The following is a 21,153-nucleotide window of genomic DNA, read 5'->3' on the forward strand; positions in this document are numbered from 1 at the left end:
GAAAGGTCAAGGGTTTAGACAAATGGAAAACATCGAAGCGCGCGTTAAAAAGATCGTTGCCGAACAACTGGGCGTAAACGAAGCTGAAGTCAAGATCGAATCGTCCTTCGTTGATGATCTGGGCGCTGACTCCCTCGACACCGTTGAGCTGGTAATGGCTCTGGAAGAAGAGTTCGAGTGCGAAATCCCGGACGAAGAAGCTGAAAAGATCACCACTGTTCAGCAAGCCGTTGATTACGTTACCGCCCACCTGAACAAGTAATACTTTCAGGCCTGTACAGGACCTCTGCGCGGTGTGGCCTTGGCTCGCCTGCAGAGGTTCTTTTGTTATAGAGGGTTCCAAACGTCCGTTTGACTGTCATCATCCTCAAACAGAGGTTGTGGGATCATCGGGAGACTGCCTCCCCTCTACTCACGGAGATTCTTCGTGTCCAAACGCAGAGTTGTAGTAACCGGTCTGGGACATATTTCCCCGGTCGGCAATGATGTCGTTACCGGCTGGGCCAATCTGTTGGCTGGCAAGAGCGGCATTGGCAAAGTGACCCGTTTTGATGCCAGCGATCTGAATTGCCAGATCGCCGGTGAGGTCAAGGACTTCGACATCAGCGCGTACATTTCCCCCAAGGAAGCACGTCGTTCCGACCTGTTCATCCACTACGGCATCGCAGCAGCGCTGCAAGCCGTGGCTGATGCTGGCCTGGATGATGTTGCCGATCTGGACAAGACCCGCGTTGGCGTCAACATCGGTTCCGGTATCGGCGGTCTGCCGCTGATCGAGGAAACCGGCGTGGCCGTACAGCAAGGCGGTTCGCGCAAGATTGGTCCTTTCTTCATCCCCGGTTCGCTGATCAACCTGATCGCCGGCCACGTGTCCATTCTGAAGGGCTTTCAAGGCCCGTCGTATGGCATCGTGTCTGCCTGCACCACCGGTGCGCACTGCATCGGCGATGCAGCCCGGATGATTCAGTACGGTGATGCCGACGTGATGGTGGCCGGTGGTGCCGAAGGTGCCATTTCCAAGCTGGGCATGGGCGGTTTTGCCGCCATGAAGGCGCTGTCCACCCGCAATGACGACCCGGCAACCGCGTCCCGTCCGTGGGACAAGGGCCGTGACGGCTTTGTGATGGGTGAGGGCGCTGGCGTGCTGGTGCTGGAAGAGTACGAGCACGCAGTCAAGCGCGGTGCGCGTATTTACGCCGAGCTGATCGGTTTTGGCATGAGTTCCGATGCCCACCACATTACCGCTCCGAATGCGGATGGCCCGGCTCGTGGCGTGCAGAACGCACTGCGCGATGCCCGGATCAATCCGGATCAGGTGCAGTATGTGAATGCGCACGGCACCTCCACCCCGCTGGGTGATACCAACGAAACCAGCGCGCTGAAGATTGCCTTTGGTGATCACGCCAAGAAGCTGGTGGTGAATTCCACCAAGTCGATGACCGGCCACTTGCTGGGCGGTGCTGGCGGCGTGGAAGCCATCTACTCCATCCTGGCGCTGTACAACCAGGTATCGCCGCCCACCATCAACCTGCACGAGCAGGATGTGGAAGCGGGTTGCGATCTGGACTACGTGGCCAATACCGCGCGTGACATGAAGATTGATATCGCCATTTCCAACTCGTTTGGCTTTGGTGGTACCAACGGCACGCTGGTATTCAAACGCATGTAATGCCTGGCGTGCTGTACCGCATACTGCGGTGCAGCGCGCAAATGGATTGACAGCCCGAACCGCTGCGATACACTCGCGGCGGTTTTCTTATTTGTGCGGCGTCTTCATGCCGCCTCTCCGGATCTGGCATGTTCACCGAACGACTCGACTTCCTGCCCGAGCTGCTGGCCCTGCATGCCGCGCATCGTGCTGAATTTCCCTACCTGCTGATGTCCTCTGGCGAGCAGGGCTGGGACATGCTGTTTGCCGCCACCAGCACCACCCTGTACCACGCGGGCGAAGGGGCTGCCTTTGTCGAGGCCCTGCGTGGTTTTCAGCCACAGGCGGTGGACAACCCGCATGGCCTGCCCTTTGTTGGCGGGCATTTTCTCTATCTGGCTTACGACTTGCTGTCGCAGTTTGAAGCCAGGGTGGAGGAGGCGCTGCCGGACAGCTTTCCGCTGGCAGCCATGGCGCGGGTACCGGCGGCTGTGTTGATCAACCGGCGCGATCAAACCGCCTGGCTGGTGGCCGAAACTGCCGAGCAGTTGCAGCGCCTGCATGCGCTGGTGCAGCGCATTCCCGCCTTCAGCCCCCAGCCGGTCAGCTTGCAATCACTGCAGGAAGACCCGCCACAGTGGTATACCGATGCGGTGCTGCGCTTAAAGCAATACATTTACGAAGGCGATGTGTTTCAGGTAAACATCTCGCGTGGCTGGCGTGCCGAACTGGGCGCGGAAGTGGCCGCGCCCGACCTGTTTGCCGCCCTGCGCCACGCCAACCCGGCCCCGTTTTCTGCATTGGCAGATTTTGGCAGCGCACAGATCGTCAGCTCCTCGCCAGAACGCCTGGTACGGGTGCGTGACGGCTGGGCCGATACCCGTCCGATTGCCGGCACCCATCCGCGCTCGCCAGACCCGACCGAAGATGCCGCCCTCAAGCAGCGGCTGATTTCCAGCATCAAGGAACGCGCCGAGCATGTGATGCTGATCGATCTGGAACGCAATGATCTGGGCCGCATCAGCCAGCCTGGAACGGTGGAAGTGAACGAGCTGATGGCGGTGGAAAGCTATGCCTATGTCCACCACATCGAATCCAATATCCGTGGCCGACTGCGCGACGATGTGTCGCCGCTGGACACCATCCGCGCCCTGTTTCCCGGTGGCACCATTACCGGCTGCCCCAAAGTGCGCACCATGCAGATTATTCGCGAGCTGGAAAATAGCGCGCGTCGTGCCTATACCGGCAGCCTGGGTTATCTCAACCGCGATGGCAGCATGGACCTGAACATCCTGATCCGCACCTTCATGCAGGAAGGTGCACAACTACGCTTCCGTGCCGGTGGTGGCATCGTGGCCGATTCCGACCCCGAACGCGAGCTACAGGAAACCCGCCACAAGGCACGCGGCCTGCTGCGCGCGCTGGGCGTGAAGCAAGCCTGATGACGATGCTGATCAACGGCCAGCCCGGTGCACAGGTTTCCGCCCTGGATCGTGGCCTGGCCTATGGTGACGGCATTTATCGCACCATCGAAATCCGTGATAGCCAGCCCCGGCTGTGGGCCTGGCAATACCGGCGACTGGTGGCCGATGCCAGCCGCTTGAAGCTTTCGGTGCCGGACGAAGCCTTGCTGCTGGATGAGATTGGTCAGCTGGCGGCTGGAGTAGCGCAGGGCGTGGCCAAGATTGTGCTCACCCGAGGCGTGGGCGCACGCGGCTATGCCATCCCTGCTGATTACCAAGCCACCCGCATCGTGTCTGTCACCGCCTGGGCCGGATATCCACCTGAACGTGCCCGTGACGGCGTTGCTGTGCGTTGGTGTGACACCCGGCTGGCCTGCCAGCCCTTGCTGGCTGGTATCAAGCACCTGAACCGGCTGGAGAACGTACTGGCGCGTTCTGAATGGCAGGACCCGGCCATCCATGAAGGCTTGATGCTGGACACGCGTGGCCTGTTGGTGGAGGCCACCATGAGCAATGTCTATCTGGTGCAAGGGCAGCGTATTCTCACCCCTCGGCTGGATCAGAACGGCGTACAGGGCATGCTGCGCGACTGGCTGTTTGCCCATGCTGCGCAGTTGGGCTATCTGCTGACCGAGGCCGAGATTCTGCCTGCGCAACTGCAGGCTGCCGATGCGGTATTCCTGTCCAATAGTCTGATCGGCCTGTGGCCGGTAGCCAGTATCGACGGCCAGGCCCTGCCGCAAGGGCATCCCTGCTGCGCACAGTTGCAGGCCCTGCTGGCCGGGCAGAGGTAATGATCCTGGCCGGATTCATCACCTATCCTGACTGATCTTGCAGTGTGGCTAGCGTGAGCAGCCGGCTTCACCAAGGCTGTGCGCTGCACGCTTTCCTGTTTTCATCCGTTTGCTTAGATATATTTTGCATAAGGTTTGCTGATTAAATTATTTCTGGCGCTAAACAGGGCTGGTTATAGTGGCTGCCACAAGGCGGGGAGCTATTTCCTGACGCCAAACCAGCGTGCACCCACGCTGCGCCAAGGAGAATCAGCATGGTGGCAGCCAGCCTGCTGGAACAGCTTGCCTGTCAACAGCCCGCCGCACTGGCACCGATCGAACGCGACCTGGCTTTTATCAACCAGCTGCTGAACGCCCACCAGTTCGAACAACACCCCCTCAGCCTGCAAGCCGGACGGGTGCGCGGTCGCCATGAAGAGTGGCGCTTCCGCTCGGTATTCCAGCCCATCTATGCGCTGGAGAACGGCACTACCCGCTTGTGGTCGGTGGAGGCACTGGCCCGCGTCACCGACAGCTTTGGCGGTCAGTTGATTCCCACCGTGCTGTTTGCTGCCGAAACCTCGCCACGGCGTTCGGTGTTTCTGGATCGCCAGCTACGCTGCCTGCATCTGCTCAATTTCCTGCTGCAACAACCCGCGTCTGATTTGGTGCTGTCACTGAATGTGAACGCCCAGCATCTGGTGAATGTCAGCGAAACCCATGGCCAGTTTTTTGCCGAAGTGCTGCAGCAGCTGGGTATCCCGGCCAGCCGGATCTGCCTGGAAGTGGTGGAAGATGCGGTGAGCGACCCGCTGCGCTTGCTGGAAGCCGTGCAGCGTTATCGCAGCCTGGGTTTCCAGATTGCGCTGGATGATTTTGGCCAGGGTGCGTCCAATCTGGAAAGGGTGTGGCTGCTGGAGCCGGACTACGTCAAGCTGGACAAGGTGCTGATGCGCCATGCGCTGATGCGTCCTGGTGTGCGCGACAAGCTGGCGCGGCTGGTGGACATCCTGCATCTGCATGGGGCGCTGGTGGTAGGCGAGGGCATAGAAAGCACCATGCAGCTGGATATTGCCCGCGCTGCTGGTTGTGATTTCGTGCAGGGCTTCCATCTGGCCCGGCCCGCAGAGTTGCTCAAACTGCCTGCCTGATGACGCCCCTTGCGCGCTGGGTTGTGCTGCCTGTTGCTTCAGTCATCCAGCGCCACAAACCACTCTGCATGCCGCGCTGTTAACGCCTGTTCCAAGCCATAGTCCTGCAGCGCCTGTTGCAGTTGGCGGGTAAATTCCACGCTGTCTTTCACCTCCCGATACACTTCCATCCAGGTCTGCAGGTCGGTGCTGGCTGTCTCATCCTGCCTGCGCATCAGGCTGGCTTGCACGCCATGCACTGCCAGCGCGGCCTGCATCTGGCGCAAGCGTGGCAGGAGTGCGCGGCCCTGCTGCGGGGAAATCCGGTAATACACATACAGCTGGCTGGGCATGCTTGGGCTCTCTTCTATCGGGCGCAGGCTTTGCAGCAGCGCAAAATCGCTTATCATAGACCCTTCGTCCATGATCGTGGGCGAGCAGAATCCGGGTGATCGCGCAGGAAAGGGGAGTGGTGTGCAGCAGGGTATTACCACCTTGGTGGTGGTTGGCGTCGGTCTGATTGGTGGCTCGTTTGCCTTGTCGCTCAAACGCGCAGGCAAAGTACAGCACGTCATCGGTGTCGGTCGCACACTGGAAAACCTCAACCGTGCGCTGGAACTGGGTGTGGTGGACGAAATCAGCCAGGACCTGGCCGCCGTGGCTGGCCGGGCCGATATGGTGTTGCTGGCCTGCCCGGTAGGGCAGATGGGCAAGATGATGCAGGCCATGGCCCCCCATTTGCCGCCACATGCCATTGTCAGCGATGCCGGTAGCACCAAGGGTGATGTGGCCCAGCTGTTTGGCCAATATCTGCCACAGCACCTGGCCTGCTGCGTACCGGCCCACCCCATTGCCGGGTCTGATTTGTCCGGTGCTGCCGCCGCGCAGTATGGTCTGTATGAAAAGCGCAAGGTGGTGCTCACCCCCTTGGCACAAACCAGCATCGCCGCCTGCGATAAGGTGGCCGAGCTATGGCAGGCCTGTGGTGCCGTCATCCACCGCATGCGGCCGGAAGAACACGACAGTGTGTTTGCCACCGTCAGCCATCTGCCACACCTGCTGGCCTTTGCCTATGTCGGCATGGTGGCGGGCAAGGACGACGCCAGCCGCTGTTTTGACTTTGCCGCTACCGGTTTTCGTGATTTCACCCGTATTGCCGGCAGCCACCCGGAAATGTGGAAGGACATCACGCTGGCCAACCGCACGGCCTTGCTGGACGAACTGGAACGCTACCGCCAGGCATTGGCTGCCCTGACTGCCCAGGTGGAGGCTGCGGATGAAGTCGGCCTGGCCGCCAGCTTTGAAACCGCCCGTGCCGCTCGCGTGGGCTGGTACCAACGTTTTCTGCGCGAAGGGCAAACCTGAGATGGCCCCCACCCTGCTGATTACCGGTGCCTCACGCGGCATTGGCGCGGCCACGGCCTTGCAGGCAGCGGCGGCGGGCTGGCTGGTGGCGCTGAACTATCGACAGGATGCAGCTGCTGCTGCGCAGGTGGTGGCTGACATCCGCAGCGCCGGTGGTGTGGCGCAGGCGTTTCAGGCCGATGTGGCTGAGGAAGAGCAGATCGTCCGCTTGTTTGCCGATGTCCTGACCCATTTTGGTCGGCTGGATGGCTTGGTCAACAATGCCGGTAGCACCGCGCCCATGGGCAGGCTGGACAGCTTTAGTGCCAAGCGCATCCAGCACATGCTGCAACTGAATGTGGCCGGCCCCATGCTGTGTTGCCGCGAGGCGGTACGCCACATGTCCACCGCCCATGGCGGGCAGGGCGGGGTGATTGTCAATGTTTCCTCTGCGGCCTCCCGCCTGGGTTCTGCCGGGGAATATGTCGATTATGCGGCCTGCAAGGGGGCTATCGATACCCTGACGCTGGGGCTGGCGCGCGAAGTGGCCAGCGAAGGCATCCGCGTCAACGCTGTCCGCCCCGGTCTGATCGAAACCGGCATCCATGCCATCAGCGGTGAACCCGGCCGTGTGGCAAGGCTGGCACCGGGCGTGCCCATGCAGCGTGGCGGCCAGCCGGAAGAAGTGGCGGCCGCCATTGTCTGGCTGCTGTCTGCTGCTGCCAGCTTTTGTACTGGCAGCATTCTGGATGTTGCTGGCGGGCGTTAGTCCGCTGTCTTGGCCGTTGACTGGGCCTGGGAGCCCGGTAGCACAAACACCCGTTCCGGCAGACTGAACTGGCGCAGCTTGAGCAAGGCCAAGGGACCATCTGCCGCGCTGGTGCGCAGAATATAGCGCGCGGTCAGGCCATCGGGCAGGGCAAAGTCCAGCTGGTAACGTGCCTTGTCCAGTTGCTCCACCTTGGCCTGCTCCAGCAGACGGATAAATGCCCAACGCCCGTTGAATGCCAGCGTTTGCCGGCTACCGGCCTTCAGCGATTCCCACACCAGTTGGCTGCCCGGCTGCTGGGCATGGCCCGGCCAGCGTAATGCGCTCCAGCTGGCTTGCTGGTTGAAATAGCTCACGGTTTGCCCATCCACGGTCAATTCGGTGCGGACCAAGCCTGGCATCGCCACTGGCTGCAGTTCAAAGCTGAAAGCGGCGTCCCCTTCGGTAAACCAGCGGCTGGCCAGCCGACTGAGGCTGTTGACGGCATTGAGGAAGGCCGCATCAAACGGCGCAGCATTGGCCAGATTGGGGCTGGGCAACCATTGGTCACCTTCCTGCACCAGCGCACCGCCCAGGGTTTGTTGCAAGAAGCGGGCAATCTCGCCCTGTTGTGGTGCCAGATAGCGTCCCAGGGCCGGAATAGCGGCATCGTTGTCGGTACTGTTGAAGGGATAACGTCCGCTCATCTCGCTGCCCCAGGGTAGTACGATGCTGCGCCGCCACAGCGCATTGATGTCGGCAGCGGCGGGTAGCAGCACCACGGCACCGGCCTCATCCAGCGGGCTGACAAAGGCTTGCTGGGCAAACCCCGCCCATTCCTGACCCAGGCTGGCGGCCAGCAGGGCGGCGTATTTCTGCCCATCGCTGATTTCATTCTGCCGTCCTTGAAACAGGGCCTGCGCCAGTTGGCGGGCTGCCGCATCCGGATTGGGGCTGGCGGCCAGTTGTTGCAGTTTCAGCCGTACTGCAGTGAGGGTTTCCAGATAGCGGGTCAGGCTGACGCTGCTGGCCGGTGTGGTATTGCCCGTGTTATTGCCATCTGGCGGTACGCTGAGCGCCAGCAAGGGGCCAAAGGCGGCAGTCAGCGGGTCGGATGCCGCCCGCTGCTCGCTTGCCGTATTCTTGCCCACCAACTGGCGGGTTTTGTCCAGCAGATTGCCAGCCAGTGATTTCTCTGCCGCACCGGCGCGGCCCTGATACTGCAGCATCGCCATCAAGGCTTGCAGCGGCGAGCGTTGCGGATCGGCATAGGCATTCAACTGCTCGCTGGCGGCGGCCAGCGATGTGGTGTTCTGCCAGTGCAGCCGGTTGAGAAAGGCCTGCCAGGCGGCAGCATAATCGGCAAAGTAGCGCTGGCGCAGCCGTTGTGCCAGCACCGGCCCCTCGCTTTTGCTGCTGGCAACGCCCAACACCCAGCCAGCCTCGCTGCCTTGTTTGGGGTCCGCCTGCTCGAACGCCTCCTTGAGATATCCTTCCCATGCCTCCCGCGTATAAATGCCCGCTACGGTGCCGGGCAGGACAAACAGCCCGCGGCTATCCACCCCCGGCAGCAGGCTGGCAGCACTGCGTGGCGGGTACTTGGCTTCTGCCTGTTTCAAGATGGTTTGGTACAAGGTGGCATCGTCATGTTCGATGCCATTGAGTGACAGCAGCGTTTGGCGTGCCGCAGCCACCACGGTGGGTTCGGCAGCCTGCCGCCAGCCTGCTTGGCTTGGCAGCTGCTGGCTGTAAAAGCGCAGTACATCGGCCCGTCTGCCCTGTGCCAGCCCATCCGCCTGCACTAGTTGTGCAGTTAAAAAGGCAGGCTGCGCCCGTGCCGGCTGGTCCAGCATCAGGTAAGCCTTCAGGCTGTCATAGCCTTGCCGTTGCGCTTGCTGCAGCAAGGCGTTGTCCCCCGTTGTTAAAGGCAGCGCATTCAATGCCTGCAATACCTGACGCAGATTCTGCCGTGCCGGTTCCACCAGCCAGCGTCGCGCGGCCTTGCCATAGCCATCCAGCAAGGCCTGCTGTACCGCAGGTAGCTGGTTCAGGCCCAAACGCCACCACCATGGCAAACCCTGACGCTGTGCCTGCTGCAATTGAGTGATTTGCTGTTGCACCGTAGCCAGTGTGGGCAGGGCCGCAGTCAGCGCAGCGGCCTGTTGCAGCGCCTGCCGTTGTTGCCTTGCCTGCTGAATCATCTGGAAATTGTGCTGAAACGACAGCGCTACCCCCAATAACAGCAAGCCGACCATGGCGGTGACTGCCCAGCCAGCCTTGTCGCTGTGCGACAGCCGGTGCCGACGTGGCGAAAACTGCTGCCAGGGCCGTGTCGTGGTGGTGGGGAGTCGCGCTGCGTTGTCCGCCACCCAGCCTAGCTGCACCAGCGGCTGCCCCGGTGGTAGCTGCTGGCTGATGGTGCGCAGCTGCTGTGCCAATTGTTTGATGACCTCGGGCTTGTCCAGTGCGGCAGATAGCGCCAAGCGCTTATTGTCCGACGCCTGCTGTAGCAAATCAGCCTGCCCCTCCACGGCCAGCGTCCAGGCCAACTGCTGCAAATCGCGGGCGGTGGTTTCTGTATTACTGGCATCCGTTAACTGGCAGACCACCCCATCGGCCGGCACAGTCCAGCCGCTCAGCGCCAGGCACAGCGGCAGCCGCCAGCCACTACGCTGGTTGAACTCCAGCAACTGTTGCAGCGCCGGGCTGCCGACGCTTGGTAGCGTGGATGCAACCAGCATCACGCCGTCCAGCGGTGGACGAAAGCGGCCGCGCAGGGTACGCACCTCTTGTGTGGGGATGCTATCCGGCAGAGGAATGAACAAGGCAGTATCGCTTTCCTGCAAGCGCCTGAGCGTCTGGCGCAGCTCGGGCCGGGGGGCGGGCAGGCGGGTGCGCTGCTGGCCATCGTGCGGTGGTGGCTGGGCAATGCTGTCCCAGCGCACAACACGGGCCAGCCGGAATGCCGCAAATGCACCTTGCGGCTGTTGTCGCAGATAGCTGCACATGGCGCGCAGCTGCTCCAGCAACATCTGGCTGGACTCAATCACGTTCTCGCCGGCCTGATGACTGCTTTGCCTTGCTGCCGGCGGTGTTGCGGCGTCAAGCGGGCTATCGCTGTCAAAGGTGGCCAGCATGCTGCGCAGTCCGGCCCAGGCATCGTTCAGCACGATGCCATGCTCTGCCCATTGCCCGGTCAGCGTGTCCAGATGTTGCTGCAGCGCCTGGCGTAGCGACTGGGCTGGCGCATCCAGGCTCTGCAGCCAGTCCAGCACCTTGCTGCTGCCAAGCCAGCCCAGAATGGCATGGCGTGCTGCCTGACGTTGCGGATGCAGGGCGGTGCCGTAATGCAGGGTCAGCATTTCGAGAAACTCCAGTCCCCGTTTCAGTCCGTCCCAGCCATGCTGGCGCATCCAGGCATAAACCAGATACACCGCCGGGCGCAGATCCTTGCCTTGTTGCAACAGCAGGTGACAGTCCTGCTCCAGCGCCAGACAATCCAGCCCGCTCAGGCGGGACAGGTTGTCCTTGAGTTGCAGGAATACCTCATGCTGACCCACATCTTCGCCGCAGGGCGTGTCTGCCTTGCACGGCTGCACCAGCAGGACAATGTCTGCGGGCGCATCTGTGTGGGCAATGCTGGAACTGTCCGGTCGAATCAGGCGCGTGAGCCAGTCTGGTTTCATGGATGGTCCGGTTGATGGCAGTGGGAATGGCGGAAGGAAATGGCGCAATGGCATGGGCTTGCCCGCCGCAAGGCCGGGCAAGCCGCTGCCTGACTAGCTGTTTTTGGCCTTGGGCATCTGCGATACCAGCGACAGGCTGATGTCCATGCCCTCCACCTGGAAGTGCGGCACGATAAACAGCTTGATCTTGAAGAAGCCCGGGTTATCGTCGATGTCCTCCACCACGACGCGTGCTTCGCGCAGCGGGTGGGATGCCTGCAGCTCGTCGGCCGGGTCTGTCATCTCGGTGACCAGATTCTTGATCCAGCTGTTGAGCTCCAGCTCCAGCACCCGGCGGTCCTTGGTGGTGCCAATGTTTTCGCGCTGGATCAGCTTCAGGTAATGGGCAATGCGCGACAGCAGGAAAATGTAGGGCAGGCGGGCATTGATGCGACTGTTGGCCGTGGCCTCCCGGGTTTCGTACAAGGCCGGTTTCTGTACCGAATTGGCCGAGAAGAAGCAGGCGTAATCACGGTTCTTGTAGAAGGACAGCGGGGTGAAACCGAGGTTGGCGAATTCAAACTCGCGGGTTTCGGGAATCAGCACTTCGGTGGGAATCTTGATCTGGTTGCCGGTGCCCAGGTCGTACAGATGGATGGGCAGGTCTTCCACCAGCCCGCCAGCCTGTGGACCGCGGATTTGCACGCACCAGCCATTGTGAATGAAGCTGCGCACCATATTGGCGGCAAAGGCAAAGGAGGCATTGGCCCACAGATAGCGCTGGTGGTCCGGCCCTTTTACCTGTTCGCAGTAGTTGAAGCTGCGTACCGGTACGGTGTCCGGCCCATAGGGCAGGCGGGCCAGGAAGCGCGGCAGGGTGAGGCCGACATAGCGGGCATCGTCGGTATCGCGGAAGCTTTTCCACTTGATGTATTCGGCGCGGTCAAAGTAGTTGGCCACATCCTGGATGGCGGCCACTTCTTCCATGCTGTCCTTGCCAAAGAAGGCGGCACCCACCGAGGCGATGAACGGCATGTGGGCGGCGGCGGATACCTTGGAGACATTGCGCAGCAGGGCAATGTCCTGCGGGCCACGGTCGAATTCGTAGTCGGCGATGATGGCACCGATGGGTTCGCCACCGGGGGTATCGTATTCCTGGATGTAGGTGTGGCGGTACAGGCCGCTTTGTATCACTTCCGGGCTGTCGTCGAAGTCCTGGCGCAGGGCTTCCTTGGAGACATCCAGCAATTCGATCTTGATGTTCTTGCGAAAATCGGTGCGGTCCACCAGAAACTTCAGGCCGCGCCAGGCCGACTCGGTGCGCTGGAAATCCGGATGATGCAGCACGGCATCCAGCTGGCGGCTGATCTGGGCATCAATGCGGTCGATATGGTAGTCGAGCAGGCTTTTGTCCAGCCGGTCCACCTTGAGTGCGGATTCCTGCACCAGCTTGAGAAAGACATTGACGGCCACGGTGATGCGCTCATCGAGGCTGGCTTCGGACAAGGCATCCTGATTGCGGAAGACTTCCACTGCAGGTGCGTGGCTGACCGGGGTCAGGTTGATGCGACTGCACAGTGCGCCGTACACGCCGCTGCCTGTGGTGGTGTCGGCATCAAGAACGGCGGTATTGCCTGGCTGGCTGGTATTTTCCATGTGTTTTCCTTGGTGATCCGGGGTGGTCAGGATTGAGGGGCGTCCAGTGGGGCGATGTGTTCCAGCTCGGCGCGCAGGCTGCGGGACAGTTGCTCGTCTTTCATGATCTTTTCCAGCTTGCGCCTGAAGGCTGCGTTGTCCAGCAGATTGGATTTCAGATCGCGCAGCAGATTGCGCATGGCTAGCAGGGCGGCCAGTTCGGGAATCTGGCGCACTACCTGCTCGGGGTGGAAGTCACGCAGGCTGTTGAAGTCCAGCGTGACCGGCAGTTCCGAGCCATCACCCGCCAGTGTGTTTTCCACGCCCAGACGCAGGGTGGGGTGGTAGTCGGCCAGCACGGAGTCGAAGTTGTTTTTGTCGATGCGATGTCTTGTTTTTTCGGCCAGCGGGGTGCCATCGTCGCGTTGGCTGAAGTCGCCCAGCACCAACAGCTTGAGCGGGAGCTCCAGCTTTTTGCGGGCTCCGCCGGTGTGCAGGTCGAGCGTGATATTGACGCGAGCTGGGGGGACTTCTTTCTGGAAACTGTCAGCCATGGTTGCTTGCTCCGTAGTTGTGTGCTGCAGGTGGCTCAGCCATTGCGTATGCTGTACTTTCTGCAAGCTGTTGATGTTTAATGGTTTTTATTATGTGCGTAACCATATTTCATGTAATTTTTGCGATCAATAGCCATTTGTATTGTTCTGAAAATGCGGATTGGGTTGAGGCAAAAGTCCATTGGATGACGGAAGAATGAGAAGGGCGACTCAGATAATGACTAATGCATTCATCAGCGCCGGTGGGAATGAGCAGGCTGCCGGGAGGGCGTGGTGATGCCGATGGGGATGCATGCCTCGGCTAATGGCGGGCAATCTGACTTTGGTCGGCTTGGCTGGAGGTCGGGAGGATTGCAGTGCTGCTGAAGCAGCTGGTGGTGCGGGTGGTCAATCGTTCGTGCGGCTGGGGTGAGGTCGGGCAGCGTTTAGCGCTTAAAGCGGCAATGTTCGGGTTTCAGCGCGTGATGTCCCCTGACGGGGTCATCACGCGGTGCAGGGCAGACAGGTCAGTAACTGAGGCCGGGGATGGCATAGTCGCGCAGGCGGTAATACAGCATGCCGGCAGCCTGCAAGGGCACGCGCAGCAGCTTGCCACCCGGGAAGTCCGGCTTGGGCAGGCGCATGAACAGTTGTAGCAGATGTGTGTCGCCCAGAATGGCATTGGCCAGCACACGGCCAGCGGCGCAGGTGGGCACCACGCCATGGCCGGAAAACCCCTGCGCCCAGTAGACATTGCCACGGTGGCCGAAGTCCGGAGTGCGCGGTACGGTAATGTCGATATGGCCGCCCCAGGTGTGGGTGATCTGGTAGGGGGCCAGTTGCGGAAACACGCGCAGCAGGTCGGCACGCATGCTGGCGGTGAGATTGGCCGGTGTGCGGCCGGAGTAGGTGCATTTGCCGCCAAACAGCAGGCTGCGATCGGCAGTGAGGCGGAAGTAGTCCAGGATGAACTGGTTGTCGGACACGGCCATATTGCTGGGCAGTAGCTGGCGGGCCACGTCTTCCGGCAGGGGTTCGGTGGCAATCATATAGGTGCCTACCGGCATGATCCTGCGTTCCAGTGCCGGGTCCAGCTGGTCGATATAGGCATTGGTGGCCAGTACCAGTTTGCGGCAGCGGATGCGCCCCTGTGCTGTGTGTACCACGCAGCCATCGCCCTGGCTGGTGTAGGACAGCGCCCTGGTTTGCTCGAAGATTTGCACACCCTTGTCCTCGGCGGCGCGCGCCAGCCCCAGGATGTATTTGAGCGGGTGAAAGTGGCCACCTTCGTGGTCGATCAGCCCGGCGACATAGCGTTCCGAGCCCACGTGCTGTGGCAAGGCCTGGCGTGGCACGAACTCCAGCGCTTCATAACCATAATGCCGTGCCGCATGTTCCTGCCAGTCGGACAGCAGTTTGATGCGCTGCCATAGTACCGAGGTCCACAAATGGCCGGCTGCCAGTTCACAGTCGATAGCATGGTGGCTGATTTTGTGGCGGATATCGGCTGCGGCACCGCGCAGTAGCTGCCAGATTTCCTGTGCCGCCTCTAGGCCCAGCGCGGCTTCGATGGGTGGCATGTCGCAAGAGAACCCCAGAATGATCTGCCCGCCATTGCGCCCGCTGGCCGCCCACCCCACCCGGCTGGCTTCGATCACGGCGACATTGATGCCAGCATCGGCCAGATTATGCGCGGTATACAGGCCGGTGAAGCCCGCGCCCACCACCAGTACATCCACATCCATATCCTGTTGCAGTGCCGGGCGCTCGGTTTGCTGGGCGATGCTGCTGGCGGCATACCAGCTGGTCGGATAGTGCTGGTTGGATTCAAACATGGCCTTCTCCTTGGTCTTATTGTCTGCGGGCAGGTAGTGCTGCGGTTCAGCTGCTGACGGTGTAGGCCCACATCACCTGGGTTTCTGCGCTGCCGGGATTGCGGTAGCGATGTGGACGGCTGCTGTTGAAGCTGAAACTGTCGCCAGCGGCCAGCAGGTGGCATTGTTCGTCCACCCATAACTCCAGTTGGCCGCTGAGCACCATTCCGCCCTGATCACCACCGTGGCTGAGCGTTTGCGGGCCAGAGCTGGCACCAGGGGCAAAGCGGGTGAGCATGAGTTGCAGGCCGCTGCCAAAGCCGGGGGAGAGCAGGGCATCGCTGACGCCTTCGGCATAGTGCAGCACCGGGCGGTGTGCCTGGCGCACCACCAGGCCGCGTTCATGCAGCGGGGCCTGGCTGAAAAATACGCCATAGGGCACGGCCAGGGCGGTGGCCAGCTTGTTGAGGTCGGATACGCTGGGCTGGCTTTTGCCGCGCTCCAGCTGCGAGAGAAAGCCGATGGAGCGGCCAGTGGCTTCGCTCAGTTGCTGCAGGGATAGTTTGCGCAGCTTGCGCAGTTGGCGGATTTGCTCGCCCAGCCAGCTTGGGTCTGGCTGGGTATGGTCGCTGTGTGGTGTGTCTGTCATGCCTGCCAGCATACGCAGGCAGACAAGAATTTTGTGAAAAAATTAAAACAAATTTTCATATATTGAAAATTAATGTTGTATTTTTTCAGCGTGGGCGGCAGTGTGGGCAGTTAGGTGCGTTATCCCAATGGGGGCTCAGTCCGGCCGGTCTGTCGGGGACGTGGAGCAGGATTCAACCGCCCGCGCGTTTCACTGTGAAACCCTGTTTTTGCAAGGCAGTGATGATGGTGGCCACATGGTCACCCTGGATTTCGATGATGCCATCCTTGATGGTGCCGCCCGTGCCACAGGCAGCTTTCAGCTGCTTGCCCAATGCCGTCAGGCCGGCAGCATCGCGCAGCACGCCTTTTACCACGGTAACGGTTTTGCCGCCACGGCCCTTGTTTTCACGGCTGACGCGTACGATGCCATCGCCGCTGGGCAGGGTGTGCTGCTGGCAGATACAGGCGTCAACCGGCTGGCGGCAGCCCGGACACATGCGGCCATGTTCGGTGGAATAAACCAGGCCGCCGGAAGAGGATTTCGATTTCATGATGCATGCGGGTGAAAAGGGCAGCCGGCAGTCTAGCGCCAATTGCGCGGCTAGACGATGGCTTTGAGCATGACAGAGCGAGGACGGGGAGACGGCGTATGGCGGATCAGCAGCGTGTGATGTTGGTGACCGGTGGTACATCCGGCATTGGCAAGGCAACAGTACAGTTATTGGCACGGGATGGTGCCCTGGTGTTGTTTACCGGGCGCAGGCAGGCGGAGGGCATGGCCTTGCAGCAGGCTTTGCAGGCCGAGGGGCTGGCGGTGGAATACTGGCTGCTGGATCAACTGGATACCGCTGCCACCGCGCAGACGGTGGCGGCTATGCTGGCCCGTCACGGGCGCATCGACGGCCTGTTCAATAATGCCGGTGTGGTGCTGGGGGGAACGGCTGAGTCTACCAGCGAGCAGGACTGGGCCACGGTGATGAACCTGAATGTGACGGCGGTCTGGCGCATGTGCAAGGCGGTTATTCCCGCCATGCGGGCGCAGGGTGGCGGCGCTATTGTCAACAATGCTTCGGACTGGGGGCTGGTGGCGGGCGAAGCCGCCGTGGCCTATTGCGCCAGCAAGGGCGCGGTGGTGCAGATGACGCGGGCGATGGCGTTGGACCATGCGCGTGACCACATCCGCATCAATGCGGTGTGTCCGGGGGATACCGAGGTAGAACGCTGGGCGGCAGAACGTGCCGCCGCCGGGCCGGATACGCCCTCGCTCACGGTGGAGGGCGGGGTGCCGTTGGGGCGCACCGCACGGCCAGAGGAAATCGCTCGGGCGGTGCGTTTTCTATTGTCTGCTGATGCCAGCTTTGTCACCGGCACCACGCTGGCGGTGGACGGCGGTAATACCGCGCGCTGATCAGGCATAGGTATTGATGCGGCCATCCGGTACCGGTGGCACGGCAGCAGCACTGGGCGCTACGGCTGGTGTTGTGTTGGCGGGGTTGGGGCTGCCAGTGGCTGCCGCTGGGGCCAGTGGCGGATAGTTGACTGGCTGCGGCGTGGTGACGGTAATCATGCGGTGCTGACCTGGCGGTGGAAAACAGCTAACCATGCAGAGGACATGACGCCGCAGCAAGCCTGTGCGGTGGGCTTTTGCGTTTATTTACCTGATGCGGACGAAGTGTCGGGCGCTTGTCGTGCAGCTGAACTGCCAAAAAAGTGCCAACCCGGTAAAGGGTTGGCCCGAGAGTAAAGCCGAGAAGAAACAACGGAACAAGAGACAATCCAGCACCAGTAGCTGGCTCGGGAGGAATTGTCGTCTTGTCATGTGACAGCGTCTTGACGTTGAGATGAAAAAACCGCGATGCCTAGCGGGCGTTTTCTGGATGCATGTCATTAAAGCGCTGCAGTATCTGGTGCAGCTCGTCGCGGCTGATATTCAGTTCCAGCATGGCGGTGAGGGTGATGAACAGGCCGCCGAACATATCGGGTGCCATGCTGACCAGTTTGGCCTGCGCTTGCTCCACGCTCAGTGGACACTTGCTGGCCACCAGTTGGGCCACCGCCTGCAGCATGGGTGGATGCCGGGTAAGCTGCACCAGTGAGGAGTCGGCGGTTAGCCGGGGATAAAGCGGCTTGCTGTGGACGGTCAGCATGGCTTGCTGGCGGATGTCGCGGCTGGATGCGCCGATACGGATTGCATACTGGCCACTCTCCACTACCCAGGCCGTGTGGGCCGGGTCGTAACAGGCAAAATCCTCACGCTGCAGGGTGAACTGTGCCTGGCGCATGCCGCCTGCCGGGATGTCGAGTTTGACGAAGCCGCGCAAGGCCTGTGCTGGTCGCGCCAGCGCACCCGGCGGCGGGGCGATGTACAGCTGCACAATCTCCTGGCCGGCGCGGGTGCCGATGTTGTGAATGTCCACGCTAAGACGCAGCGTGTCGTGTTCATCCATGCTGTTGCTGGAGAGCTGCAGCTTGCGGTAGTCGAAGCGGGTGTAGCTCAGGCCAAAGCCGAAGGGAAACAGCGGTTGCAGCTGGCGTTTGTCGTAATAGCGGTAGCCCACGAACAAGCTTTCCCCATACAGATGGCGGCCATTTTCGCCGGGGTAATGCAGATAGGCCGGGGTTTCTTCCAAGGTATTGGGCAGCGTGGTGGTGAGCTTGCCGCTGGGGTTGTTGTGGCCAAACAGCGTGGCAGCCACCGCATGGCCCATGCCCTGACCGGCAAAAAAACATTCCAGCACGGCAGGCACCTGCGGCAGCCAGGGCATCAGTACGGCATCGCCATTGCACAGCACCACCACCAGCTTGGGCTGCACGACGGCCAGCCGCGCGATCAGGCGCTCGTGACTGGGCAGCAGGCCCAGATGCTGGCGGTCGCCATTTTCACCGTCCACCCCGATGGGGGTACTGACAAACACCACCGCCACTTCGGCGGCGGCAGCGATGGCGCAGGCTTGTTGCAGTGCTGCCTCGTCGTCGTGTTCGTCGTGCGGTGCGCCGACGGCATAGTCAATCTGCACGCCACTGCCTGCCAGTGCGCGGATTTCATCCAGCGGGCAGTCCAGCTGCCAGGGCTGGGTGGTGGCGCAGCCCGAGCCCTGTATCACCGGCTGCCGTGCCGGTTTGCCGATGACCGCCAAGCGGTGCAGCTGCTGGCCATCCAGTGGCAACAGGTCGTGGTCATTCTTCAGCAATACCAGGGATTCGGCGGCAATCTGCCGTGCCAGCTGATGGTGGGCGGCAAAATCAGCCTTGGTGCCGGGGCGGCGGCCAGCCTGCACTTTGTCGATCAGTTGCAATAGGTGCAGACAGGCGTTGTCGAGTACCTCCTGCGGAATGCGACCTTGTTCGATGGCGGCCAGCAGTTCGGCATTGTCCAGCGGGTTTTCCGGCATGGCCAGTTCATTGCCGGCCAGCAAGGACGCCGGGCGATCCTTGATGCCATACCAGTCAGACATCACCAGCCCCTGATAGCCCCACTCTGCGCGCAATACCTGGGTGAGCAGCCAGTGGTGCTGCGAGGTTTGTTGTCCGTTCAGCCGGTTGTAAGAAGACATCACCGTCCACGGCCTGGCCTTGGCAATGGCGCGCTGGAAACCGTACAGATAGATTTCACGTAGCGCCCGTTCTTCGACGATGGAGTCCATCTCGGTGCGCTGGAATTCCGAGTTGTTGCAGGCAAAGTGCTTGAGGCTGGCACCTACCCCTTCCTGTTGCAGACCGTTGATCAGCGCGGCGGCCAGATCGCCGCTGAGCAGCGGGTCTTCTGAGTAATACTAGTAACCACGTCCGGCCAGCGGGGTGCGGCGGATATTGATGCCCGGCCCCAGCAGCAGGCCCACGCCCATGGACTGGCATTCGATGCCCAGCGCTCGGCCCATTTGCTGTACCAGGTTCACATCCCAGCTGCAGGCCAGGCTGGAGCCATTGGGAAAACAGGTGGCCGGGCGCGAGTGGCCGAACAGCGCTTCCGAGCCGCCCTTGCCGCCGTCGTCTGCCTGTTGGCCTGCGTCCTGCTGAATTACCGCCAGAAAGTCACTGATATTCCAGCTTTGCTGCTGGTCAATCTGGGCACTGCTGTAGCGCACGCCATAAGTGCCATCGGTCATGACAAAGCCGCAGATGCCGTACTCAGGCAGGCTGGCGCTGCGCCACAGGCCCTGGCCGCTGAGCAGCTTGACCTTGTCTTGCGGGCGCATGCGGGCGATCAGTTCTGCATGGGTGGATGTCATTTCAGGACTCCTGTACTGGGGTGGCGGCGTGTTGCTTGCGTGCCTCGATTTGGCCAACCATGCGCAGATAGCTGTCTTCATCCAGCTGATAGCGCAGTACAAACAGCAGGGCGAGCACGAACATGGCGGCGGGAATCAGCGTCATCATCAGGGCGATCCAGTCCTGCGCTCGCGCGGTGATGTGAGCGGCGTCATAACCGGCATATTGCAGGATGAGCCCGGCCAGCCCACCGGCAATGGCCATGGCCACCTTGGTGATGAAGTTGAAATAGCCGTAAATGGCGCCCTCGGTACGCACATGGTGCTGCCATTCGGCGTATTCCACCGTGTCGGCCAGCATGGCGTACATGCAGACAAAGATGCTGCCCATGGCGGCGCTGTATAGGCAGACGCAGGCCATGATGGCCAGTCGGCTGTCACCTGCCAGCCAGTACTGATAGGCCAGCGCCAGCGCTCCGGCACTCAGGGTGAGCAGGGTCAGTCTTTTTTTGCCGCAGCGGGCAATCAGCGGTTCCGAGGCAATGGTGCCGAACAGATTGGCCACGGTCTGGATGGCAAAAAAGCTGGCGGTATAAGCCGGGTCGCGCAGCACGTACTGGATGTAGTAGATGGCGGCGGCCATCCACACGCTGTAGGCGATATAGGTAAACACGGTAAACATCGATAGCTGGAACAAGGGCCGGTTGGCGCTAATGGCCTGCACCATCTGGCGCAGGCTGGGGGCTTCTGCCTTGTCCTGCCGGATGCGTTCCTTGGTCATGGCAAAGCAGGCGTAAAACAGCAGGGTGGCCAGCACGGCACACAGGGCGATGGTGAGCTGGTAGCCGGTGCGCGGGTCGGCAAAGCGGCGAATCAGCTGCTCGGCATATACCGACACCACAAAGTAGCCCAGCGTGGCAAACAGCATGCGGTAGACCGACAGCGAGGAGCGCGACATGGCGTGCTGGGTCAGCATATTGTTCATGGCCGAATAAGGCGTGTTCACCGTGGTGTAGGCCAGGCAGTACAGGGTATAGCTGGCCTGAGCATAGGCAAACTTGTAGCTGGTGTCCGGGGTGCTGAAGCACAGCACGGTCAGCACACCCAGCGGCAGCGCGCCATACAAAAGATAAGGCCGCAACTTGCCGTGGCGGCTGTGGGTCTTGTCGATGGCGTAGCCCAGCAGAATATTGAACAGCGCGTCGAGGATGCGGGCAATCAGGAAAATCAGGCTGGCTTCGCCAGCGCTCAGGCCAAAGATATTGGTGTAGAAAAACAGCAGAAATAGCGAGACGGCACCAAACGACAGATTGGATGCCATATCACCCAGGCCATAGGCGATTTTCTCGCCAAGGCCCAGTTTGACATCAGCGGCGGACAGGGCAGGGGCAGACATGGTGCGGTTCTCCAGAGCCTAGGCGGGAATGGGGCCTACCATAGCAGTGCAGCCCGGCACTGCTTTGGTCATTGCAGTCTGGAAACTTCGGTTTTTGTCGTGGGAATTGCGCAGTAAAGGACAAAAAAATGCCAACCCGCAAAGGAGTTGGCCCGAGAGAGAGAAA

The 21,153-nt window shown here is 61.2% G+C and carries 19 protein-coding genes and 1 pseudogene; 8 read left to right on the forward strand and 12 right to left on the reverse strand.

Annotated elements, in window-relative coordinates:
- Positions 1-22 precede the first annotated feature (22 nt).
- The 5 genes from acpP (at position 23) to ACODR9_RS16170 (ending at position 5,035) form a co-directional block, all read left to right on the forward strand.
- Positions 23-262: an acyl carrier protein gene (gene acpP / locus ACODR9_RS16150; RefSeq protein ID WP_019103041.1), complete on the forward strand. Its 240-nt coding sequence runs from the start codon at positions 23-25 to the stop codon at positions 260-262.
- A 165-nt stretch (positions 263-427) separates the two neighbouring features.
- A complete protein-coding gene (gene fabF / locus ACODR9_RS16155) occupies positions 428-1,669 on the forward strand; it encodes a beta-ketoacyl-ACP synthase II (protein ID WP_488810429.1) in 1,242 nt (413 codons plus the stop codon).
- Positions 1,670-1,797: 128 nt separating this feature from the next.
- Entirely contained in the window at positions 1,798-3,090 is a 1,293-nt protein-coding gene (locus ACODR9_RS16160; protein WP_488810430.1) for an aminodeoxychorismate synthase component I, read from the forward strand.
- A complete protein-coding gene (gene pabC / locus ACODR9_RS16165) occupies positions 3,090-3,905 on the forward strand; it encodes an aminodeoxychorismate lyase (RefSeq protein WP_488810431.1) in 816 nt (271 codons plus the stop codon). The genes ACODR9_RS16160 and pabC overlap by 1 nt, the downstream gene beginning before the upstream one ends.
- A 254-nt stretch (positions 3,906-4,159) precedes the next feature.
- A complete protein-coding gene (locus tag ACODR9_RS16170; protein ID WP_488810432.1) occupies positions 4,160-5,035 on the forward strand; it encodes an EAL domain-containing protein in 876 nt (291 codons plus the stop codon).
- 38 nt (positions 5,036-5,073) lie between these two features.
- On the opposite strand, the gene ACODR9_RS16175 is transcribed toward ACODR9_RS16170, so the two are convergent.
- A complete protein-coding gene (locus ACODR9_RS16175) occupies positions 5,074-5,424 on the reverse strand; it encodes a DUF4936 family protein (protein WP_488810433.1) in 351 nt (116 codons plus the stop codon).
- 13 nt (positions 5,425-5,437) lie between these two features.
- Between ACODR9_RS16175 and ACODR9_RS16180 the strand changes: the two genes are divergently transcribed.
- Together ACODR9_RS16180 and ACODR9_RS16185 are read left to right on the forward strand one after the other, a co-directional pair.
- A complete protein-coding gene (locus ACODR9_RS16180) occupies positions 5,438-6,379 on the forward strand; it encodes a prephenate dehydrogenase (RefSeq protein WP_488810434.1) in 942 nt (313 codons plus the stop codon).
- Between the two features lies 1 nt (position 6,380).
- On the forward strand, positions 6,381-7,127 hold the full coding sequence (locus ACODR9_RS16185) for an SDR family oxidoreductase (protein WP_488810435.1): 747 nt from the start codon (positions 6,381-6,383) through the stop codon (positions 7,125-7,127).
- Here ACODR9_RS16185 and ACODR9_RS16190 read toward each other — a convergent pair.
- From ACODR9_RS16190 to ACODR9_RS16215, 6 genes are all read right to left on the reverse strand, one after another.
- Positions 7,124-10,792 carry an ImcF-related family protein gene (locus tag ACODR9_RS16190; protein WP_488810436.1) on the reverse strand — a complete coding sequence of 1,223 codons (3,669 nt, stop codon included), beginning with the start codon at positions 10,790-10,792 and terminating at the stop codon, positions 7,124-7,126. The genes ACODR9_RS16185 and ACODR9_RS16190 overlap by 4 nt on opposite strands.
- A gap of 93 nt (positions 10,793-10,885) precedes the next feature.
- Positions 10,886-12,427 (reverse strand): type VI secretion system contractile sheath large subunit, encoded by a 1,542-nt coding sequence (tssC, locus tag ACODR9_RS16195; RefSeq protein ID WP_488810437.1) that lies wholly within the window; start codon positions 12,425-12,427, stop codon positions 10,886-10,888.
- Between the two features lie 26 nt (positions 12,428-12,453).
- Positions 12,454-12,960 carry a type VI secretion system contractile sheath small subunit gene (tssB, locus tag ACODR9_RS16200; RefSeq protein WP_488810438.1) on the reverse strand — a complete coding sequence of 169 codons (507 nt, stop codon included), beginning with the start codon at positions 12,958-12,960 and terminating at the stop codon, positions 12,454-12,456.
- Between the two features lie 506 nt (positions 12,961-13,466).
- Positions 13,467-14,774, reverse strand: a complete 1,308-nt coding sequence (locus ACODR9_RS16205) for an NAD(P)/FAD-dependent oxidoreductase (RefSeq protein ID WP_488810439.1) — start codon at positions 14,772-14,774, stop codon at positions 13,467-13,469.
- 46 nt (positions 14,775-14,820) lie between these two features.
- Positions 14,821-15,402, reverse strand: a complete 582-nt coding sequence (locus ACODR9_RS16210) for a helix-turn-helix domain-containing protein (RefSeq protein ID WP_488810440.1) — start codon at positions 15,400-15,402, stop codon at positions 14,821-14,823.
- A gap of 172 nt (positions 15,403-15,574) precedes the next feature.
- Positions 15,575-15,934 (reverse strand): translation initiation factor Sui1, encoded by a 360-nt coding sequence (locus ACODR9_RS16215; RefSeq protein WP_488810441.1) that lies wholly within the window; start codon positions 15,932-15,934, stop codon positions 15,575-15,577.
- 98 nt (positions 15,935-16,032) lie between these two features.
- Between ACODR9_RS16215 and ACODR9_RS16220 the strand changes: the two genes are divergently transcribed.
- Positions 16,033-16,791, forward strand: coding sequence for an SDR family NAD(P)-dependent oxidoreductase (locus ACODR9_RS16220; protein WP_488810442.1), 759 nt, complete (start codon positions 16,033-16,035; stop codon positions 16,789-16,791).
- On the opposite strand, the gene ACODR9_RS16225 is transcribed toward ACODR9_RS16220, so the two are convergent.
- The 5 genes and pseudogenes from ACODR9_RS16225 to ACODR9_RS16245 form a co-directional block, all read right to left on the reverse strand.
- Positions 16,792-16,950 (reverse strand): hypothetical protein, encoded by a 159-nt coding sequence (locus tag ACODR9_RS16225; RefSeq protein WP_488810443.1) that lies wholly within the window; start codon positions 16,948-16,950, stop codon positions 16,792-16,794.
- Between the two features lie 292 nt (positions 16,951-17,242).
- A complete protein-coding gene (locus tag ACODR9_RS16230; RefSeq protein WP_488810507.1) occupies positions 17,243-17,830 on the reverse strand; it encodes a fibronectin type III-like domain-contianing protein in 588 nt (195 codons plus the stop codon).
- A 54-nt stretch (positions 17,831-17,884) separates the two neighbouring features.
- A pseudogene (locus tag ACODR9_RS16235) lies at positions 17,885-19,141 on the reverse strand (glycoside hydrolase family 3 protein); the annotation flags it as partial.
- A 15-nt stretch (positions 19,142-19,156) separates the two neighbouring features.
- Entirely contained in the window at positions 19,157-19,612 is a 456-nt protein-coding gene (locus tag ACODR9_RS16240; protein WP_488810444.1) for a hypothetical protein, read from the reverse strand.
- A gap of 1 nt (position 19,613) precedes the next feature.
- Positions 19,614-20,987, reverse strand: coding sequence for an MFS transporter (locus ACODR9_RS16245; protein WP_488810445.1), 1,374 nt, complete (start codon positions 20,985-20,987; stop codon positions 19,614-19,616).
- Between the last annotated feature and the right edge of the window lie 166 nt (positions 20,988-21,153).

Source organism: Aquitalea sp. FG25 (assembly GCF_057809375.1).

Coding starts and splice junctions, on each gene's coding strand:
- tssB (WP_488810438.1), bottom strand. CDS start 12,960: ATGGCTGACAGTTTCCAGAAAGAAGTCCCCCCAGCTCGCGTCAATATC.
- ACODR9_RS16210 (WP_488810440.1), bottom strand. CDS start 15,402: ATGACAGACACACCACACAGCGACCATACCCAGCCAGACCCAAGCTGG.
- ACODR9_RS16185 (WP_488810435.1), top strand. CDS start 6,381: ATGGCCCCCACCCTGCTGATTACCGGTGCCTCACGCGGCATTGGCGCG.
- ACODR9_RS16180 (WP_488810434.1), top strand. CDS start 5,438: ATGATCGTGGGCGAGCAGAATCCGGGTGATCGCGCAGGAAAGGGGAGT.
- acpP (WP_019103041.1), top strand. CDS start 23: ATGGAAAACATCGAAGCGCGCGTTAAAAAGATCGTTGCCGAACAACTG.
- ACODR9_RS16215 (WP_488810441.1), bottom strand. CDS start 15,934: ATGAAATCGAAATCCTCTTCCGGCGGCCTGGTTTATTCCACCGAACAT.
- tssC (WP_488810437.1), bottom strand. CDS start 12,427: ATGGAAAATACCAGCCAGCCAGGCAATACCGCCGTTCTTGATGCCGAC.
- ACODR9_RS16220 (WP_488810442.1), top strand. CDS start 16,033: ATGGCGGATCAGCAGCGTGTGATGTTGGTGACCGGTGGTACATCCGGC.
- ACODR9_RS16205 (WP_488810439.1), bottom strand. CDS start 14,774: ATGTTTGAATCCAACCAGCACTATCCGACCAGCTGGTATGCCGCCAGC.
- pabC (WP_488810431.1), top strand. CDS start 3,090: ATGACGATGCTGATCAACGGCCAGCCCGGTGCACAGGTTTCCGCCCTG.
- ACODR9_RS16225 (WP_488810443.1), bottom strand. CDS start 16,950: ATGATTACCGTCACCACGCCGCAGCCAGTCAACTATCCGCCACTGGCC.
- ACODR9_RS16170 (WP_488810432.1), top strand. CDS start 4,160: ATGGTGGCAGCCAGCCTGCTGGAACAGCTTGCCTGTCAACAGCCCGCC.
- ACODR9_RS16245 (WP_488810445.1), bottom strand. CDS start 20,987: ATGTCTGCCCCTGCCCTGTCCGCCGCTGATGTCAAACTGGGCCTTGGC.
- ACODR9_RS16175 (WP_488810433.1), bottom strand. CDS start 5,424: ATGATAAGCGATTTTGCGCTGCTGCAAAGCCTGCGCCCGATAGAAGAG.
- ACODR9_RS16230 (WP_488810507.1), bottom strand. CDS start 17,830: ATGGATGAACACGACACGCTGCGTCTTAGCGTGGACATTCACAACATC.
- ACODR9_RS16160 (WP_488810430.1), top strand. CDS start 1,798: ATGTTCACCGAACGACTCGACTTCCTGCCCGAGCTGCTGGCCCTGCAT.
- ACODR9_RS16190 (WP_488810436.1), bottom strand. CDS start 10,792: ATGAAACCAGACTGGCTCACGCGCCTGATTCGACCGGACAGTTCCAGC.
- ACODR9_RS16240 (WP_488810444.1), bottom strand. CDS start 19,612: ATGACATCCACCCATGCAGAACTGATCGCCCGCATGCGCCCGCAAGAC.